Here is a 16,889-nt window from a genome sequence, read left to right on the forward strand (position 1 = left end):
GCCGACATCAAGCCCGCGCCCAACGCTGCCACTACGCCCGCCGCGGCGCCTCACCATAAGTGCGGCTGTAGTACTAGCAGACTGGGCTCGTCACTCCCTGACCACCTCACACCCTGACCACACGCACGTGGTGATGCCGCCCGGGAAAGTGGGTGGCGGAGCGACAGCCGCGGGTGGACGATGAACGGCGAGGTGAGGCAGGTGTCGGTCACAGTGCGGTACATCGTCCAGGACGTCGACGAGGCGATCGCGTTCTATTGCGAGCGGTTGGGGTTTGCGGAGGTGATGCACCCGGCGCCGACGTTTGCGATCCTCTCGCGCGGTGATCTGCGGTTCCTGCTGAGCGCGCCGAGCACGCAGGGCGGTGGGGGCCAGGCGCTGCCGGACGGGACCGTGCCGCAGCCCGGCGGGTGGAACCGGATCTCGTTGCAGGTCGAGGACCTCGAGGCCACGGTTGCGACGCTGCGCGAGGCCGGCGCGACCTTCCGCAACGATGTGGTCAAGGGTGTGGGCGGTAACCAGATCATCGTCGAGGACCCTAGCGGCAACCCGCTCGAGCTGTTCGAGCCGACGATCGAGGAGGCGCGCGAGCGCCCCTGATTGCTGGACTGCCCGCGTGGCGGACCACGGACGAGCGATGTGGCCGCGGCGGCCCCTCTCGCGTCCTCGGGGTCACTGGGCGACGAGGCGGTTCTTTGACGTCTTGACGGTGACGGTGCCGGCCGGGCCGGTGATGTCGAGCGTGTCGGGGATCGGGATCCATTCGCCGCCATCGACGCTGAACTCGCCGCCGTAGGTGGTCGTGACCGTCGGGTGGTAGGTGCCCTTCTTCGGGAAGGCATGGGTGACGTCGCCATCTGGGTAGGAGCCGCCAGGCGACTTCGTGGGGCCGACCTTGGTGCCGTCGCCGAAATCGTAGGTGTAGCCGATTAGGGTGGGCCGGATCCGCACAGCGTGGCCGAGCATCGCCGAGAGCGGCGGTTGGTCGACCTCGTCCGGCTGGAAGCCCTTGGTCGGCCAGTCGACCTGGAAGAAGGTCTTCAGCCGAATCAGGGTCGTGCCGCCCTTGGGCTGGCTGGTGAAGGAGGGCTTCGCAAACGCCGTATGCCGCCACGCCTCCCGGATCATCGCGGTCGTCAACACCGGCTTCGGGGGCGCAGAGTTTTCTCCGCCCGATCCAGTCGACGTCGGAATCCGGTTCGTGAAACAGGTCCAGCCGACTTGCTGCCAATGGCCGGTCCCGCCATTCGGCTTCACCTCGCGTCGCCACACGTCCGACAACGGCCCTGGGGAGTCTGGATATGCGCTCACACAAAATGAGACCGCTGTTGCACAAAAGTTGCGCCGCGGGTTACTTGGCGAATTGCCGGCGCAACGTACGACGGTGACGTATTGATAGCTCTTGCCTCGTCCGTGGCTCGTTCCCTGCGAGTCGCCAGGGAGGCTTTGTGAATTGCCGGCCTCTTCGACCCGGCTCTCGGGTTTCGCATTCGAACCTTGCTTATGCGCAGTAGCCCAGTCACGGATCCATGTGCTGGATCCGTCGTTCTGCTGCTGTGGGCAGTCGAGTCCGACGCACCCACCTCGGTCGCTGCCGCCTTCTTGACCGGCGGATGCCGAGGTCTCACCACCGACCAACGCAAAGAGGGCGACGAGAGCCCCTATAGCTTTCGCTAATTCACGCGGCGGGGACATAAATCTTGTCGATTCTCCAACCAGAGGCGGTCCAGATGGTCATGAACTCCAGATAACTGTCCCGGGGGTGGCTCTTTCGCTGAGTCTTGCCTTGATCGTCAACCACCCTGATGGGAAGTTCTGAGAGTTCCACCCGGACGCGCACGCTGCGTTTGTCCGGGTCTTCGATCACCTGAGACTTGTTGATCCTGAACACCGGGCCCGTCTGATGTTCGTGGTGCTTGACCATGTACTTCACACCAGACTCAAAACTGGCGCACGACTTGCAGCCCGATTGCGCTAGGCGGTGCAAAGGTTGGAGGGACGGATGCTGTCCTGTGCGGTTGATGACGTCGATGTAGTGGCGCGCGAAGGCTTCGGCGCCCTTGCTGGTGTGCTGGCGGGCCGCTTTGGGGACACCGGGGGCGCCGGCTTCGCCTGGGCTCTTCGTCTTGGGTGGCTTCGAGCTCTTGGGTGGCTTCGAGGTCGACGACGTCGTCGGGTCGCTGGAGGTGGTCGTGCCGCTGGGGTCGCTGGTCGGGGGAGCGGTCGTGGGACCTCCCGCGACGGTGCCGCCGCCAGTCGGCGGAGGACTCGGCTTCTCGTCGCCACCGCACCCGGTGAGCAACGCGCTGCCGAGCAGCGCCCCCGCAGCCAGCACGGCATACCGGTTGGATCGTGTCCCCATGCTTCCCTCCTGCGCGGATGCGAGGAGCCGCAAGCGCACGTAAACACGAGCGAGTATGCCCGCGTGAGCATGGCCGGCCCACTCGTCCACAGGTAAAGAAATGGTCAGGAAGCCCGGCGAGGAGGGGTCCGACACGCAGCCCGACGCGCCGCCTGACATCGGCGACACGCGGGGTGTCGAGCCGCTGACCTGCGGCGATGTCGCCGCCGCAGATCGGCGCGCGCCCCGCCCTTGCGTCCGGTGATGCAGGCGCCTACGATCACTAGATGTAGTAGTTACACGGATGTGAGTTGTCCACATATAGGCCTTCGTCGTCCACAGGGCCAGATGGTTTCCCACAGGGTTTCCCACCGGTTACCCACAGCGGGATCCACAGGTTCCACCCTGGCGGCGACCCCGGACCAGCACGAAAACGCACCGCACGATCAGCCCAAAGCCAGGCACAAACCGGCCCCGCCGGGTGTTGAACCGACAGGAGGGAAAACCATGCACTGCCCCTTCTGCCGCCACACCGACAGCCGCGTCATGGACTCCCGCACCACCGACGACGGCACCGCGATCCGCCGCCGCCGGCAGTGCCCTGAGTGCGGCCGCCGGTTCACCACGTTGGAGTCCGCGAGCCTGTCGGTGGTCAAGCGTTCGGGGGCCAGCGAACCGTTCAGCCGCGGCAAGGTCCTGGTCGGCGTCCGCAAGGCCTGCCAGGGCCGCCCGGTCACCGAGGACCAGCTCGCGCTGCTCGCCCAGCAGGTCGAGGAGGCGATCCGGGCCCAGGGCAGCGCCGAGATCGAGGCCCACGAGGTCGGCCTCGCGATCCTCGGACCGCTGCGCGAGCTCGACGAGGTCGCCTACCTGCGGTTCGCCAGCGTCTACCAGGCGTTCGACAACCTCGAGGACTTCGAGTCGGCGATCACGCTGCTGCGGGCCGAGCGCGACGCCACCGGCCGCGAGCCGGGCGACAAGCACGACCAACAACAGGACAAGAGCAAATCCGGTATGCCGCGAGGCAGCTGACGCCCGCGCGTCACCACTGCTTCACCGCAGGTCAACCGGGCGTCAGACCACTGTCAGACCCGGCAGGGACCATGAGGGGGACAGGCAACCCAGCACTTCGGCGGGCGTTCCCGCTGGCGCAAGCACACGACATACGACAAGAAATCGCAGACATCACCCAACTAGGGGCCAGGGAGGCCAAGTCATGACGGAGACCACCGGCGCACGTGCAGGTGCGAAGGGCAAGAGCAGCAAGCGGGGCGTGACCGTGGAGCGCATCTTCACCACGCCCGGCGTGCACCCCTATGACCAGGTGACCTGGGAGCGTCGCGACGTCGTCCAACAGAACTGGAAGACGGGGGAGACGATCTTCGAGCAGCGCGGGGTGGAGTTCCCCGACTTCTGGAGCGTCAACGCCTCGACGATCGTCACGACCAAGTACTTCCGCGGGGCGCTCGGCACCGAGGCGCGCGAGACCGGCCTCAAGCAGCTGATCGACCGCGTCGTGCTGACCTACGTCAAGGCCGGCAAGGACAACGGCTACTTCGGGACCGAGGACGACGCGACCCTCTTCGAGCACGAGCTGACCTATGCCCTGCTGCACCAGGTGTTCAGCTTCAACTCGCCGGTGTGGTTCAACGTCGGCACCAAGAGCCCGCAGCAGGTGAGCGCGTGTTTCATTCTCTCCGTTGACGACTCGATGGACTCGATCCTCAACTGGTACAAGGAGGAGGGGTTCATCTTCAAGGGCGGCTCGGGCGCCGGCCTCAACCTGTCGCGGATCCGCTCGTCCAAGGAGCTGCTCTCCTCCGGTGGCACCGCGAGCGGCCCGGTGTCGTTCATGCGCGGCGCCGACGCGTCCGCCGGCACGATCAAGTCCGGTGGCGCCACCCGTCGCGCGGCCAAGATGGTCGTGCTCGACGTCGACCACCCCGACATCGTGGAGTTCGTCGAGACCAAGGCGCGCGAGGAGGACAAGATCCGCGCGCTGCGCGACGCCGGGTTCGACATGGACCTCGGCGGCAAGGACATCGTGAGCGTGCAGTACCAGAACGCCAACAACAGCGTCCGGGTCACCGACGAGTTCATGCGCGCGGTCGAGGACGGCACCGGGTTCGGGCTCAAGGCCCGCGACGACGGCCGGGTGCTCGAGACCGTCGACGCCAAGGAGCTGTTCACCAAGATGGCGCAGGCGGCGTGGGAATGCGCCGACCCGGGTCTCCAGTACGACGACACGATCAACGACTGGCACACCAACCCCGAGACCGGCCGGATCACCGCGTCCAACCCCTGCTCGGAATACATGTCGCTCGACAACAGCTCGTGCAATCTGGCGTCGCTCAACCTGCTGAAGTTCCTGCGGGACGACGACACCTTCGACGTCGAGACCTACCAGAAGGTCGCCGAGCTCGTCATCACCGCGATGGACATCTCGATCTGCTTCGCCGACTTCCCGACCGAGGCGATCGGCGACACCACGCGCGACTACCGCCAGCTGGGCATCGGCTACGCCAACCTCGGCGCGCTGCTCATGGCGACCGGCCACGGCTACGACTCCGAGGGCGGCCGCTCGCTCGCCGCGGCGCTGACCTCGCTGCTCACCGGTGCTGCCTACAAGAAGTCCGCCGAGATCGCGTCGGTCGTCGGCCCGTATGCCGGGTACGCCCGTAACGCGGAGGCGCACAAGCGGGTGATGCGCAAGCACCAGGCCGCCAACGACCAGATCCGCGCGCTCGACAGCATGGACACCGCGGTGCACCGTGCCGCCACCAAGGCGTGGGACGCGGTCGTCAAGCAGGGCGAGAAGCACGGCTACCGCAACGCGCAGGCCAGCGTCCTGGCGCCCACGGGGACCATCGGCTTCATGATGGACTGCGACACCACCGGCATCGAGCCGGACTTCTCGCTGGTGAAGTTCAAGAAGCTCGTCGGCGGCGGATCGATGCAGATCGTCAACCTCACGATCCCGCGGGCGCTGAAGAAGCTCGGCTACCAGGAGGAGTCGATCGAGGCGATCGTCGAGTACATCGCCGACAAGGGCCACGTCATCGACGCACCCGGGCTCAAGCCAGAGCACTACGAGGTCTTCGACACCGCGATGGGTGCGCGGGCGATCGCGCCGATGGGCCACGTGCGGATGATGGCGGCCGTGCAGCCGTTCCTGTCCGGTGCGATCTCCAAGACGGTCAACCTGCCGGAGACCGCGACGGTGGAGGAGATCGAGGACGTCCACTTCCAGGGCTGGAAGCTCGGGCTCAAGGCTTTGGCCGTCTACCGCGACAACTGCAAGGTGGGCCAGCCGCTGTCCGACGGTGGCTCGACCGCCAAGGACGCGGCCGCTGCGCGTGACGCCGCCAAGGTGGAGAAGGTCATCGAGTACCGTCCCGTCCGCAAGCGGCTGCCCAAGCGCCGCCCGTCGCAGACGACGTCGTTCTCCGTCGGTGGAGCCGAGGGCTACCTGACCGCCGGGTCCTATCCGGACGACGGCCTGGGTGAGCTCTTCCTCAAGTTCGGCAAGCAGGGTTCGACCCTGGCCGGTGTGATGGACGCGTTCTCCATCGCCGTCTCGATCGGCCTGCAGTACGGCGTGCCGCTGGAGACCTTCGTGGAGAAGTTCACCAACCTGCGGTTCGAGCCGGCCGGCCTGACCGACGACCCGGACGTGCGCATGGCGCAGTCGATCATGGACTACGTCTTCCGCCGGTTGGCGCTGGACTACATGGACTTCGAGACCCGTTCGTTCATGGGGATCCACACCGCGCAGGAGCGGGCGCGTCAGCTCGACACCGGTTCGTATGCCGCGCCGACCTCGGGCTCGGACGACTCCGATGAGGATCTCGAGGACGAGCTGGAGTCCTACTCGCAGTCGGCGGCGCCGTCGTCGAAGCGGGCGGACCGTCCGGCTCACGACTCGGCGCAGTCCGGTGCTGGTGCGGCCTCTGTCCGGGACGCGGGGGAGGACGTCCACTCGTCGGCCGAGCTGCTGGAGAAGTTCCAGGGGAAGGCTGCCGACGCCCCGATCTGCATGACCTGCGGCACGAAGATGCGTCCCGCCGGTTCCTGCTTCGTCTGCGAAGGCTGCGGCTCCACCAGCGGCTGCAGCTGATCGCGAACGGGCGGACGCGAAGGCTCCGGATGCACCCTGATTCGAGTCTTCGCGGCCGCTGGGTTCGTAGTGAGGAACGAATATCCCTAGGGGATTGACGACATACTCATAATACTTCGCCCGTCTGCTGTTGCGCTAAGTGATGTGGCTGCTGTTGGGCTAGTGGAGAGCGCGGAGGTGCAGATTGAGGCCACACCGAAACACCTGTTTGTCACTGGCTAGCAGGCGCTGGCCAGGGCTTCACCCTTGTGACTTGAGCTGAAATACCACAGGATGAGTGCCGTGCCTGAGGACATACCAATCGAATGTGTCGAAGACCTTATTAGGGATCTGGGGACAGTAGAGGCGGCAACTCCCTGGTTTCGCGGTCAGGTGGACAATACCTGGCCGTTGTCACCGTCGCTCTTGAGGGACGGCGGCCACCGAGACCATGAGACCGACATGCTGAAGCGTTTCAAACAGGAGGCTGCCCAGCTTGTAGATGTCAGCGATTCCTCGGAATGGAACTGGCTTTCTATGGCACAGCATCATGGGTTGCCCACAAGGCTGCTGGACTGGACAACCAACCCACTCGTCGGACTTTTCTTTGCCGTCGAGGAACGGGAGGACGGGCGAGGGAGGGCTGGACGGCTCTTTTGTCTGGATCCGATCGCGCTAAACGAAGTCACTTTTACTCATGGAACAGGAATATTGCTACTGGGGCAGGACGCCGAACTGGACGACTATCTCGCAGGCAGTTCTAACAGGCAAGGCAGGGGTCCCGTGGCCGTTGTCGCACAGCGCACCTTCGGACGAATCTCCGCTCAAGCTGGTGTCTTTACGCTGTCACACCGAGCGGACCCGAAGTCATTCGAGGATCATGCTCCCTCAGGGAGTCTCCGCTCCTGGATCATACCGGCCACAGCCAAAGAGCCAATCAGGCAGCAACTTAGCGCAATGCGTGTGGATAATGCAACGATTTATGCTGATCTTGACCATTGGGCGAAAAGCATAAGCGAGGAGTACAGCAGTGAGCGATGACGGTGAAGTATTCGAAGTACACCCTTTACGAAATAGCAATGTGCAATATCTCTATTCACGACGCGACGAAATCGACATGTCCCCCTCGTACCAACGACAATCGGCGATTTGGTCCCTGGAGAAGCAGCAACTCCTAATCGATTCATTGATCAATGGATTTGATGTACCGACGATCTACCTGCATCAGTACGCTGTTCCGGAGCGCGTCGGTGAGCGAACCATCAGGTATGCTCTCGTTGACGGGAAGCAGCGAATGGACGCCATCTTTCGCTTCGTGGGCAATAGCTTTGCACTCAGTGAAGACTTTGTGCGAATTGCAGATGGAAGTCGCGCGGCGGCAGGAAAGACTTTCGCCGAGCTGAAGGAGGTCGATCCGCTCTTGGCGAGCGATCTTCAGGCGACAACGCTCGACGTCAAGACAATAAAAACGACTGATATGGAACTCGTGGAAGATATGTTTTCGCGCCTAAATGAGGCGGTTCCTTTAAATGCCGCTGAGAAGCGGAATGCCTTCGGGGGGCCGATGCCGAGAGCTGTTCGCGAATTGGTTGTGGAGCCATTTTTCGCGGCAAAGCTTCCTTTCACCAACAAGCGGTACCGGCACTACGACCTCGCTGCGAAGTTTGTCTATTTGGCTGACGGGTCAACCTCCGACGGCATTGGAAGCGCAGAATACTCGGGACGGACCGTACGAGACCTCAAGAAGGTCAGGTTGGATCGGTTCTTTAAGGAAGCCAGGGAATCTGATTCTGACCAGTCAAAGACCGAGAGTCTTGTCCGTATATCAAAGGCTCGATTGACCGAACTTTCGGATACTTTCACAGACGGGGATAAGCTGCTCTCTAGCGTAGGAATGGTTACTGTCTATTTCCTGCTTGCCTTGAAACGATCGGCGAGTAAAAGACCGTTTCCGAGTCGAAGCTCTCTCGGAGAGTTTGAGCTCGCTCGCAAGATCACTCCTAATGCGGAGGAGGACAGCCTGACGAACGCAGACCTTGTTTTCATGGAGTTTGCGCGGCTAGCCCAGAGTCCAAATGACGGCTCAGCCTTGTCTTATCGTCTAGAAGTTCTAGAGGCATGGCTCGATGCGAAGGAGAAGGGGGAGGATGCTCACGCAGCTGTAGGGGAACTCTTTGTAGAGGATCTCGGACTTTGACCCGTCGGATGCCCGTGGGGCCGTGGCAGCGCGCCTCGGCCGACCATGTCCTAGGGCTGCGGTAACGTCCGGGTCATGGCAACAGGGACCTCAAGGGCGGGTACCTCTCGGGTCGGCACCTCGATCGAGCTGTTCTCGGGAGGCGGTGGGCTGGCGATGGCTCTGCATGATGCTGGCTTCCAGCACCTGCTCGTCAACGAGTCCAACAAGCGGGCGTGTGCGACCCTCCGAGCAAATCGCGCCGTTGACTATGTTGCCGAGGAGGCGCCGCCAAGCACTTTGACGGATCCCTGGCCTCTGATCGAGGGAAACGTTCAGAACGTGGACTTTACTCCTTTCGCCGGAGAGGTCGACGTCGTTGCTGGGGGCGTGCCGTGTCAGCCTTTCAGCCTCGGCGGCGCACACAAAGGTCACCGTGACGAGCGGAACCTCTGGCCAGAGTTCAACCGCTGTGTACGCGAGACGAGGCCGTTGGTCATTGTCGCCGAGAACGTCAGAGGGCTACTCCGTCCGTCGTTCGAGCCATACTGGGACTACATCCGACGAGAACTGGCGGCTCCGTTCGAACAGCGCATTGAGGGCGAGGCGTGGACCGACCACGACTTGCGCCTGGTCAAGGCGCTTCGATCGGGCGGAGACCCTACCGAGCGATACGATATCGCGTTCCAGCTAGTAAACGCAGCTGACTACGGCGTTCCGCAGAGCCGACTTCGCGTACTACTCGTTGGTTTCCGCAAGGACCTGGATGTCTCGTGGAAGTTTCCGAACCCGACGCACAGTGCAGGTGCCCTCCTCCGCTCACAGATCAGCGGTGAGTATGCGGAGCGCCACCCCAACGCGCCAGTGAAGGATCATCCTGGGGTGATTCCACCCGACGATGGATTAGTGCCGTGGCGTACGTTGCGTGATGCAATCAGTGATTTGCCGGAGCCCACCGATCGCGCCGAGACGCCGGGGCATATCCACCACGTGGGCTGGCCAGGCGCTCGTGAGTACCCCGGACATACGCCAAATCAGTTGGATAGACCCGCCAAGACGGTGAAGGCGGGAGTTCATGGCGTCCCGGGCGGCGAATCTGTGCTGCGCCGGGACGACGGCAGCATCCGCTACTTGACGGTGCGTGAAGTCGCACGAATCATGACCTTTCCAGACGACTGGCGACTCGAGGGGCCGCGAGGCGAGCAGATGCGTCAACTCGGAAATGCTGTCCCAGTGCAGTTGGGCGTAGCCGCTGGGCAGGCGATAGCCGCTACGCTGGATTCACGATGACATCGAACTCCGTAACGACAGTGACGCGATCGCGTGATGCGGCGACGACAAGCCGGATCATGAGCGCGGTTCGGTCGAAGAACACCCGTCCGGAACTGCTTTTGCGGCGCGCGGTCCATGCGCAAGGTGGTCGTTTTCGGATCCATGCGAAGGACGTAACCGGGTGCCCCGACCTGGTGGTTCGCACGCGCAAGGTTGCCGTCTTTGTTGACGGCGATCTCTGGCACGGTAATCCGGCAGAGTGGCAACGTCGCGGGCGTGACAGTTTGGCGGATCTGTTTCCAAACCGTACTGAGTGGTGGGTGCAGAAGATCGAGAAGAACGTGCGAAGAGACCGGGAAGTTGATCGCGAGCTCTCGGCGGATGGTTGGCGCGTGATACGTCTATGGGCGAGCGACGTCGTCGCGGATCCGGACGGAGCGGCGCGCGTTGTTCTCCGCGCACTTCGCGACGCACGCCGACGCTCACGAACGAAGCAACTCGCCTCGATATGACCGGCGCGAGGCAGGTCCTGACGATGAAAGAGATTGACTGCTAGATGGACATCACCCCGTCTCCTCGAATCCTGCGCATGCTCGGCGAGATCGAGTTCGACGAATGGCAATGCGTAGCTGAGCTGGCAGACAACGCATTCGACGACTTCAGCGAAATTCTTGACGCAGGGCAAAGCTGGCCGGGTGGATTCAAAGTGAGCGTGACCCTTCCTGGACCCGGAGCTGGGTTGTCTGGTGCCGAGGTAGTGGTCCGCGATACAGGTCGCGGTATGACGCGTGAAACCCTTGAGCAGGCTGTCAAGGCCGGATGGTCGAGCAACGAGCGCTTCGACAAACTGGGTCTCTTCGGCATGGGCTTCAACGTGAGCACGGCTCGGCTCGGTCGCCTCACGCGTGTCCTGACGACACGCCAGGGTGACCCCGAATGGGTCGGTGTGGAGATCGATCTCGACGCCCTGGGCGCCGACTTTGAGGCTCCCGATATCACTGAACCAAAGGACGACCCCAGCGACCACGGGACGAAGATCATTGTCAGCAATCTCCATCGCGATCGTGCCGAGTGGCTACAACGCAATGCCGAGAACCTGCGTACAACGTTGGGCCGTGTCTACGGTTGGCTGTTGGACAACCGCCCGTTCGAACTTTGGGTGCAGGGCAACAAGGTGAAGCCCAGGAGAGCATGTCGTTGGGGCGATGATCGGTACGTCATCTATGGCAGCGGTGCGAGCGCCGAGAAGATCCCTGCGTACATCGAAATCGATCAGAAGTTCCAGCCTGCCGATGCGTGTGAGCTATGTGGTAACTGGCAGAACCTTGGCAAGGACGCTTGCGACCAGTGCGGGAGCAACCAGCTTCGCCAGCGTGAGCGTCGACTGAGTGGTTGGCTTGGCGTCCAGAGGCACCTCGACCGGCGCGACTTCGGTATCGACTTCTTGCGCAATGGGCGCAAGATCCTGCAGTACGACAAGAGTTTGTTCAACTGGCGCAACCCAAACGACCCGACGGGGAGTGTGGACATCGAGTACCCTGTCGAGCTCGCCAACCAGGGTGGTCGACTCATTGGTGAGATTCATCTGGACTACGTCCCGGTGCACTACGACAAGACCGCCTTCGAATACAGTGACCGCGCCTGGCGTGCGGCCGTCGACTATCTGCGTGGCGAGGCGCCGCTGCAGCCGCAGAAAGCCAAGGCGGCCGGATACCCGGAGAACACATCTCCTCTGGCACGACTGTTCAAAGGCTACCGCCGGAACGCCGCAGGGGTGCGTTGCCTCATCCCGGGTGACGGATCCCGTCCGCTTCATGAGGAAACACGACAGTGGGCACGGAGGTTCTGGAGCGGCGACCCCGACTACCAAACGGATCAGAAGTGGTGGGATCAGGTCGAGGCTCACGAACGGCGCCTGACGGAGGCGAAACTGGCCAAAGCCACGGGCGGGACGAAAGACGATCCCGATGAGGAGGCCGTGCTGGCGGCGCTCGGTGTCGATGCCTCCACGACGGCTGAGCCCGAGGAGGACACGGCAGAGCCGACGTCTGGTCCTACGCCGACGCCGGCAGCGTCAAAGTTTGAGACGGTCCTGGAACGGCTCGTTCGCTACATCGAACATGGCGTGGTCGTTCCAGAACTAACGCGCGAGTTCGGGCTGCCGGAACTCGGTCAGATCAAGGTTGAGGCGCGAGCGCTCACCGAACATCTTCTCGACGCGGACGATCTTCCCACACCGGTCTGGCTTGCACAGGGTGCCGGTGGCACAGCGACCGGTCTGATCGACGTAACGCACGCTGCCTTCACGAAGCTTGGTTTGGAGCCAGCGGAACTGCTGTTGGCAGAGGTGACCGCCGCGCTCAAGGTAAAGGCGGATAGCCCGCTGAGTCACTCGCAGATCACGACTCGGTTGCGTGCGACGTGCTTGCCGGATACCGCAGTAGACCCAGCGGTCATTCGGGCGCAGGCAACAGAGTTGCTCACAGACATCCGCCAGCGGATGGCGGATAACGTCGCCTCGGATCCCCAGCGCGCGCTAGGTTTCTTGGATCCGGATGAGCAGACTGCCACAGAAAATGCCCTGATCGCTGACGGCGCAGATACACTCACAGCTAGCCTTGGTGGGAGTGGCCAGTTTATCCTCTATGCGCCACCGCTCTACCTGGTGAAGTTGTTGGAAAGCTGGCCGGAAGCTTTCATGGAGGGTGCAGTCTTCTCAGGCGCCTACGGCAGTCTGACGTCTCAGTCGTCCCGACGGCTTAGCCTGGCCAGAGTAGTGGGCTACTTGAACGACATCGCAACCCTGCTGACCTTCCAGTCGCCAAACGTTGCACAGCTTCGGCGTACTCGCCTCAGCGTGGAACTGCTGCAGCGTGAGCTCACTTCGGATCAGCCATGAGCAGCTTTCTGTCCCCTGAATCGTTGCTTGCGGGAGGTCCACGTGGGCTTACCCATGCCACCGAGCGCGCACTCTGGTACCTCGGCTTTACCGATGTCCGGTTGATTGACGGAGCTAACGATGAGGGGGCTGACATCCTTGCCGTTCGGGACCGTGAGCAATGGGTAGTTCAGTGTAAGTACTCCAGTCGGGGCGCGATCGATCGAACCGGGGTTGACGACGCGGAACGAGCACGCACTCGCTACGGCGCTGACCACGCCGTGGTCGTCACGAATAGTCGACTCAACGGGACCGCCGAGACTCGCCGGAAGGCGCTAGGACGCATTGGTATCCGTGTTGACGCCTGGTCTGGCGCTACGCTTGAGGCGATATATGCTCAGATGCCAAATCGAGTGCCTTCGATGTACGAGTTGCGTAAGTATCAAGAGGCTGCTGCGGATAGGGTCGAAGCTGATCTGGCGAGAAATAGGCGTTCACTGCTCGTCCTCGCGACTGGCCTTGGAAAAACGGTCGTTGGCGGCGAGGTCATCCGCCGCCATCTCGAACAAACCCCCGAGGCTCGCGTGCTTGTCGTCGCCCACATAAAAGAACTCGTGGAGCAACTTGAGAAGGCACTTTGGAGGCACCTCGACAAGTCGGTTTCGACCCAGGTGCTAACAGGCGAGGTGAAGCCGCAGTCGTTCGAAGGCGTAACGGTCGCCACCGTGGATTCTGTCCTCGGCCTGGTGCGGACTGGCTGGCGTCCCAGCCTGATCATGATCGACGAGACCCACCATGTTGGCGAAACCGGAATGTTTGCCAAGCTTTTGGATATGTGTTCGGGCGCGATGCAATTCGGCGTTACGGCGACGCCCTGGCGCGGGGACAAGTTCGACATTACGGCTCGTTTCGGCCAGCCGTCTTACACCATGGGGATTGCACAGGGCATGGCGGCGGGATATCTGGCGAAGGTTGAGTACCGGATGTACGTCGACAACCTAGACTGGGACTTCGTTCGGCACATCAGCGAGCACGGGTACTCGGTCAAGGAATTGAACCGTGCGCTGTTCTTGCCACAGCGCGACGAGGAGATCGTCGATCAGTTCCGTGAGGCATGGCGGGAGATCCTCGATCCGCGCGCGATCGTCTTCTGCCAAACCATTGAGCATGCCGAGCGGATGGCGAACCTTCTTGCTGGGGCAGACCAGAGTTGGCGTCGGGCTGCCTTCCTGCACAGTGGTCTACCACGCCAGCAACGGCAGGTCCTGCTGAACGCCTTCCGGTTGGGGCGCGTTCCGATCATTACTTGCGTTGACGTTTTCAACGAGGGCGTTGACGTTCCGGACGTAAACCTGATCGCGTTCCTCCGCGTGACGCACAGCCGGCGGATTTTCGTCCAACAGTTGGGTCGCGGCCTTCGCCTCCGCGAAGGCAAAGCGCATCTCAAGGTCCTGGATTTCGTGACAGATGTTCGGCGAGTGGCCGCAGGCCTCGACCTCAAGCGGTCGCTAGCAGCGATCCGTGGCGGCGACGTCGAGGAACTCGACTTGCCGCTCGGTGGTGGTGCCCGTATCAGCTTCAGCGACGAGACTGCTGGATCACTACTCGACTACTGGATCCAAGACGCAGCAGACCTTGAGACAGCAGCCGACGAAGTGCGGCTGCAGTTCCCGACAGCTGTGGGGCTCAACTGATGCGCATCCCGAAGGATATTGAGCAGAAGGTGGTCCGCCAACTCTACGCCGATGCTATGGAGCTGGAGTGGGCGAGCCTCACGCCGCAGCAACACTCGGCCCAGTACGCTATGTGGGTTTCCGACGGCGACGTTGGCGGTCGCCTCCGAGAGTATCTATCCGATGCCGAAGCCCGCGTGTGGATCAAGGATGGGCCAATGAAGGAGTGGAGTCGGTCGCTCAGCGGTGTCGGCAAATACGCCGAGTTCGTCGAGGACGCTGGCGACGTTCCGACGAAGCTAGTTCGGAGGGCTCTGGGCTCGGGTTGGGAAGCTGACCATTCAACTATCCGTTCGAAGCCACTTCGGGTCCTGGCCCGCAACGGCGAAGAAGAGACCGTCGTTACCTGGGCAGCACCTAAGGACCTAAAGCATCTTGTCTGGGCAGCGCTCACTGCAGACGCCGAGGGGGACTCGCGCCCCTGGGTTGTATGCGTTATCGAGACCTTCACGAAGCCAACCCCTGCCAATGAACGCAATGCGCAGCTTCGCCTCGCCAAACGGTGCGGTTTGAAGCTGGTATACGTCACTCTGTAACTCCATGTCCGAATTTCATGAGTCGCCACAAATGACTTCGCCGCCCTCACGCTGGCTACCGGCCGCGTGGAGTGCGTTGCCTGATCGAAGCAAGGAGATCGTGAGCCGGCGAGCGGAGGGGGAGACACTCGCAGTAATCGGCGACGACATCGGAGTCACTCGCGAGAGGGTTCGTCAGCTGGAGAAGCAGGCTAGGAAGCTGATCGTTTCGGCACAGGAGATTCATGAGCCAGAACTTCTTACGCGCTTGCTCGAGCATATGGGTGAGCAGGTGCTGCTCAGCGACGAGCAGGTCGAAGAGGTCATCGGGAGCGCCCCCGCCGCTGCCGTGGATCTGGTGCTCCGGCAACTCGGTTTTGAGCGATCGATGATCGCTTCGGGGGGTCGCGAAGGCTTCTGGAGCCGTGAGCCGTCAGCGCTGGAGAGTCGACTCAAGTCGTTGGTTGATCTCATGCCGCTGCCAGACGATGAGGCCCACATCGCGGCCGAGAGCCTAAAGATCCCCGCAGAGGTGCGCTGGTGGACGCTCTTGCCGGCGCGTTACCGAGTGACCTTGACGGATCTGGGATGGGTCCGTACGTCGCGCACTACTCGTGATCGGGCCTACTTGTGGTTGCGGAGTCAAGGAGAGCCTCGTTCGTCTAAGGAAATTGCCGAGGCTGCTGGAGCGTCCGAACACGCCACGCGGGAGAACATGCGCCGTGACCACGCGTTCGCCCAAGTGCGTCCGGAGGGTACATGGGCGTTAGTAGACTGGCGGGTTGAGGGTGCGGACAATCGGTACTCGAACGCGCTTGAGGTCGTCGTTGAGGTGCTTCGTGACTTGGGTCCGCTTGAGGCTAACGATCTTCGCGTGGAGTGCCAGCGACGGTATCCGGTTACCGGTTGGCGCATTACGCAGTGCCTGTCGAGCAATCTCATTGGCCAGAACGATGCTGGGTTGTACGACTTGGTGGAACGGGGTGCCGTCCCAGTTGAGGACCGCGAGCCTCATCGCCCTGCACACATTCAGGCGAGCGGAGATGTGGTTGGCGTCGAGGTACCTGTGAGTCACGACGTCGTGCGTGGCAGTGGCATACCAGTCAATCGATGGCTCACTTGGTACCTCGGCCTACGCACGTCACCATCAACACGGTACTTCCAGATGCAGCAGGGTGCCAGCGAGCTGGTCGTACGTCGCGGAACCAGTAACGCACAGTTGTCGAGCCTGCGGACAGGCGCGCTTGCGGTTGGTGCGGTCGAGGGCTGCCGGTTGGTCCTGTTGTTGCACCTAAATGACGACACTGCTGAGCTCAGACATGTCTGCGAACCATCTGCCTGTGTAGCCCGTACGCAGTAGTGTCTCCGTCTAACTCGCCCCCGCTGTCTTGCCAGGCCGCGGGACCCGAGGGGTGAGTCGGCACCCGCTCTTATATGAGCTGCTCTGCCTGCTTCTTGGGGAGGAGCTAAAACTGCCATCGTAAGGTGGCTCCAGTCCAGCGAGCTCGCGAGATGGCTCAACGACTGGTACCCCAACCTGCCCTCAGATTTGGAGCCCTTGTGCTGCGGCACACGACAGGGCGTCGGGAACGGCGGAGGCGGGAGCAGCCTTCGCCGTGTCAATGCGGAGGGTTCTCGAGGACTCCCTCACGGCAGGATTGAAGAAGCACTGCGGCCATGTGGGGCAGGAACGGTCGGGCAGACGCGCGATGTGGATCTCGATACGCAGCTGTCCGCAGGCCGGAGTTACTGAGCTCGTAGGCATTTTTCGGGGTTGGCCGGTGTGTTTGTGCTGGTAGGCGGCTTGCGGGCTGGCTAGAGGGCGAAATCGTGTAGGCACACGCGTGGTTGACGTGACCTGCGAGGTGTGGTGTTCGC

13 protein-coding genes and 1 pseudogene are annotated in these 16,889 nt (G+C 62.4%); 12 read left to right on the forward strand and 2 right to left on the reverse strand.

All coding sequences use genetic code 11. The features are described from left to right. Positions 1-201 precede the first annotated feature (201 nt). Positions 202-600 carry a VOC family protein gene (locus tag FCN22_RS18855; protein WP_238384840.1) on the forward strand — a complete coding sequence of 133 codons (399 nt, stop codon included), beginning with the start codon at positions 202-204 and terminating at the stop codon, positions 598-600. A gap of 72 nt (positions 601-672) precedes the next feature. Here the strand turns inward: FCN22_RS18855 and FCN22_RS18860 are convergent, their stop codons facing one another. After that, entirely contained in the window at positions 673-1,140 is a 468-nt protein-coding gene (locus FCN22_RS18860; protein ID WP_137123116.1) for a PKD domain-containing protein, read from the reverse strand. A 538-nt stretch (positions 1,141-1,678) separates the two neighbouring features. Further along, a complete protein-coding gene (locus tag FCN22_RS18865; RefSeq protein WP_137123117.1) occupies positions 1,679-2,362 on the reverse strand; it encodes a DUF6318 family protein in 684 nt (227 codons plus the stop codon). 486 nt (positions 2,363-2,848) lie between these two features. Between FCN22_RS18865 and nrdR the strand changes: the two genes are divergently transcribed. From nrdR to FCN22_RS18915, 11 genes and pseudogenes are all read left to right on the forward strand, one after another. Beyond that, the gene (nrdR, locus tag FCN22_RS18870; protein ID WP_137123118.1) at positions 2,849-3,373 is read left to right on the forward strand and encodes a transcriptional regulator NrdR; all 525 of its coding nucleotides are present in this window, start codon (positions 2,849-2,851) and stop codon (positions 3,371-3,373) included. Positions 3,374-3,557: 184 nt separating this feature from the next. Further along, a complete protein-coding gene (locus FCN22_RS18875; protein WP_137123119.1) occupies positions 3,558-6,458 on the forward strand; it encodes a vitamin B12-dependent ribonucleotide reductase in 2,901 nt (966 codons plus the stop codon). A gap of 273 nt (positions 6,459-6,731) precedes the next feature. After that, on the forward strand, positions 6,732-7,478 hold the full coding sequence (locus FCN22_RS18880; RefSeq protein ID WP_137123120.1) for an FRG domain-containing protein: 747 nt from the start codon (positions 6,732-6,734) through the stop codon (positions 7,476-7,478). Then, complete coding sequence (locus FCN22_RS18885) at positions 7,468-8,634, forward strand: DUF262 domain-containing protein (RefSeq protein ID WP_137123121.1); 1,167 nt, start codon at positions 7,468-7,470, stop codon at positions 8,632-8,634. The genes FCN22_RS18880 and FCN22_RS18885 overlap by 11 nt, the downstream gene beginning before the upstream one ends. Positions 8,635-8,709: 75 nt before the next feature. After that, positions 8,710-9,903 carry a DNA cytosine methyltransferase gene (locus FCN22_RS18890; RefSeq protein WP_137123122.1) on the forward strand — a complete coding sequence of 398 codons (1,194 nt, stop codon included), beginning with the start codon at positions 8,710-8,712 and terminating at the stop codon, positions 9,901-9,903. Next, complete coding sequence (locus tag FCN22_RS18895) at positions 9,900-10,397, forward strand: very short patch repair endonuclease (protein WP_137123123.1); 498 nt, start codon at positions 9,900-9,902, stop codon at positions 10,395-10,397. Before FCN22_RS18890 ends, FCN22_RS18895 begins: the two co-directional genes overlap by 4 nt. 44 nt (positions 10,398-10,441) lie before the next feature. Continuing rightward, on the forward strand, positions 10,442-12,784 hold the full coding sequence (locus tag FCN22_RS18900; RefSeq protein WP_137123124.1) for an ATP-binding protein: 2,343 nt from the start codon (positions 10,442-10,444) through the stop codon (positions 12,782-12,784). Beyond that, a pseudogene (locus FCN22_RS22885) lies at positions 12,781-13,134 on the forward strand (restriction endonuclease); the annotation flags it as partial. The gene FCN22_RS18900 and the pseudogene FCN22_RS22885, both read left to right, overlap by 4 nt. Positions 13,135-13,185: 51 nt before the next feature. Continuing rightward, on the forward strand, positions 13,186-14,457 hold the full coding sequence (locus tag FCN22_RS18905) for a DEAD/DEAH box helicase (protein WP_238384841.1): 1,272 nt from the start codon (positions 13,186-13,188) through the stop codon (positions 14,455-14,457). After that, entirely contained in the window at positions 14,457-15,032 is a 576-nt protein-coding gene (locus FCN22_RS18910) for a hypothetical protein (protein WP_137123126.1), read from the forward strand. The genes FCN22_RS18905 and FCN22_RS18910 overlap by 1 nt, the downstream gene beginning before the upstream one ends. A gap of 31 nt (positions 15,033-15,063) precedes the next feature. After that, positions 15,064-16,371 carry a sigma factor-like helix-turn-helix DNA-binding protein gene (locus FCN22_RS18915; RefSeq protein WP_274381637.1) on the forward strand — a complete coding sequence of 436 codons (1,308 nt, stop codon included), beginning with the start codon at positions 15,064-15,066 and terminating at the stop codon, positions 16,369-16,371. Positions 16,372-16,889: the final 518 nt, after the last annotated feature.

Source organism: Segeticoccus rhizosphaerae (assembly GCF_005222685.1).
Lineage (GTDB): Bacteria > Actinomycetota > Actinomycetes > Actinomycetales > Dermatophilaceae > Segeticoccus > Segeticoccus rhizosphaerae.

What these genes read in the sequence shown, in the direction of transcription:
- FCN22_RS18865 (WP_137123117.1), bottom strand. Translation starts at nt 2,362, where the DNA reads ATGGGGACACGATCCAACCGGTATGCCGTGCTGGCTGCGGGGGCGCTG.
- nrdR (WP_137123118.1), top strand. Translation starts at nt 2,849, where the DNA reads ATGCACTGCCCCTTCTGCCGCCACACCGACAGCCGCGTCATGGACTCC.
- FCN22_RS18875 (WP_137123119.1), top strand. Translation starts at nt 3,558, where the DNA reads ATGACGGAGACCACCGGCGCACGTGCAGGTGCGAAGGGCAAGAGCAGC.
- FCN22_RS18880 (WP_137123120.1), top strand. Translation starts at nt 6,732, where the DNA reads ATGAGTGCCGTGCCTGAGGACATACCAATCGAATGTGTCGAAGACCTT.
- FCN22_RS18890 (WP_137123122.1), top strand. Translation starts at nt 8,710, where the DNA reads ATGGCAACAGGGACCTCAAGGGCGGGTACCTCTCGGGTCGGCACCTCG.
- FCN22_RS18895 (WP_137123123.1), top strand. Translation starts at nt 9,900, where the DNA reads ATGACATCGAACTCCGTAACGACAGTGACGCGATCGCGTGATGCGGCG.
- FCN22_RS18900 (WP_137123124.1), top strand. Translation starts at nt 10,442, where the DNA reads ATGGACATCACCCCGTCTCCTCGAATCCTGCGCATGCTCGGCGAGATC.
- FCN22_RS18905 (WP_238384841.1), top strand. Translation starts at nt 13,186, where the DNA reads ATGTACGAGTTGCGTAAGTATCAAGAGGCTGCTGCGGATAGGGTCGAA.
- FCN22_RS18910 (WP_137123126.1), top strand. Translation starts at nt 14,457, where the DNA reads ATGCGCATCCCGAAGGATATTGAGCAGAAGGTGGTCCGCCAACTCTAC.
- FCN22_RS18915 (WP_274381637.1), top strand. Translation starts at nt 15,064, where the DNA reads ATGACTTCGCCGCCCTCACGCTGGCTACCGGCCGCGTGGAGTGCGTTG.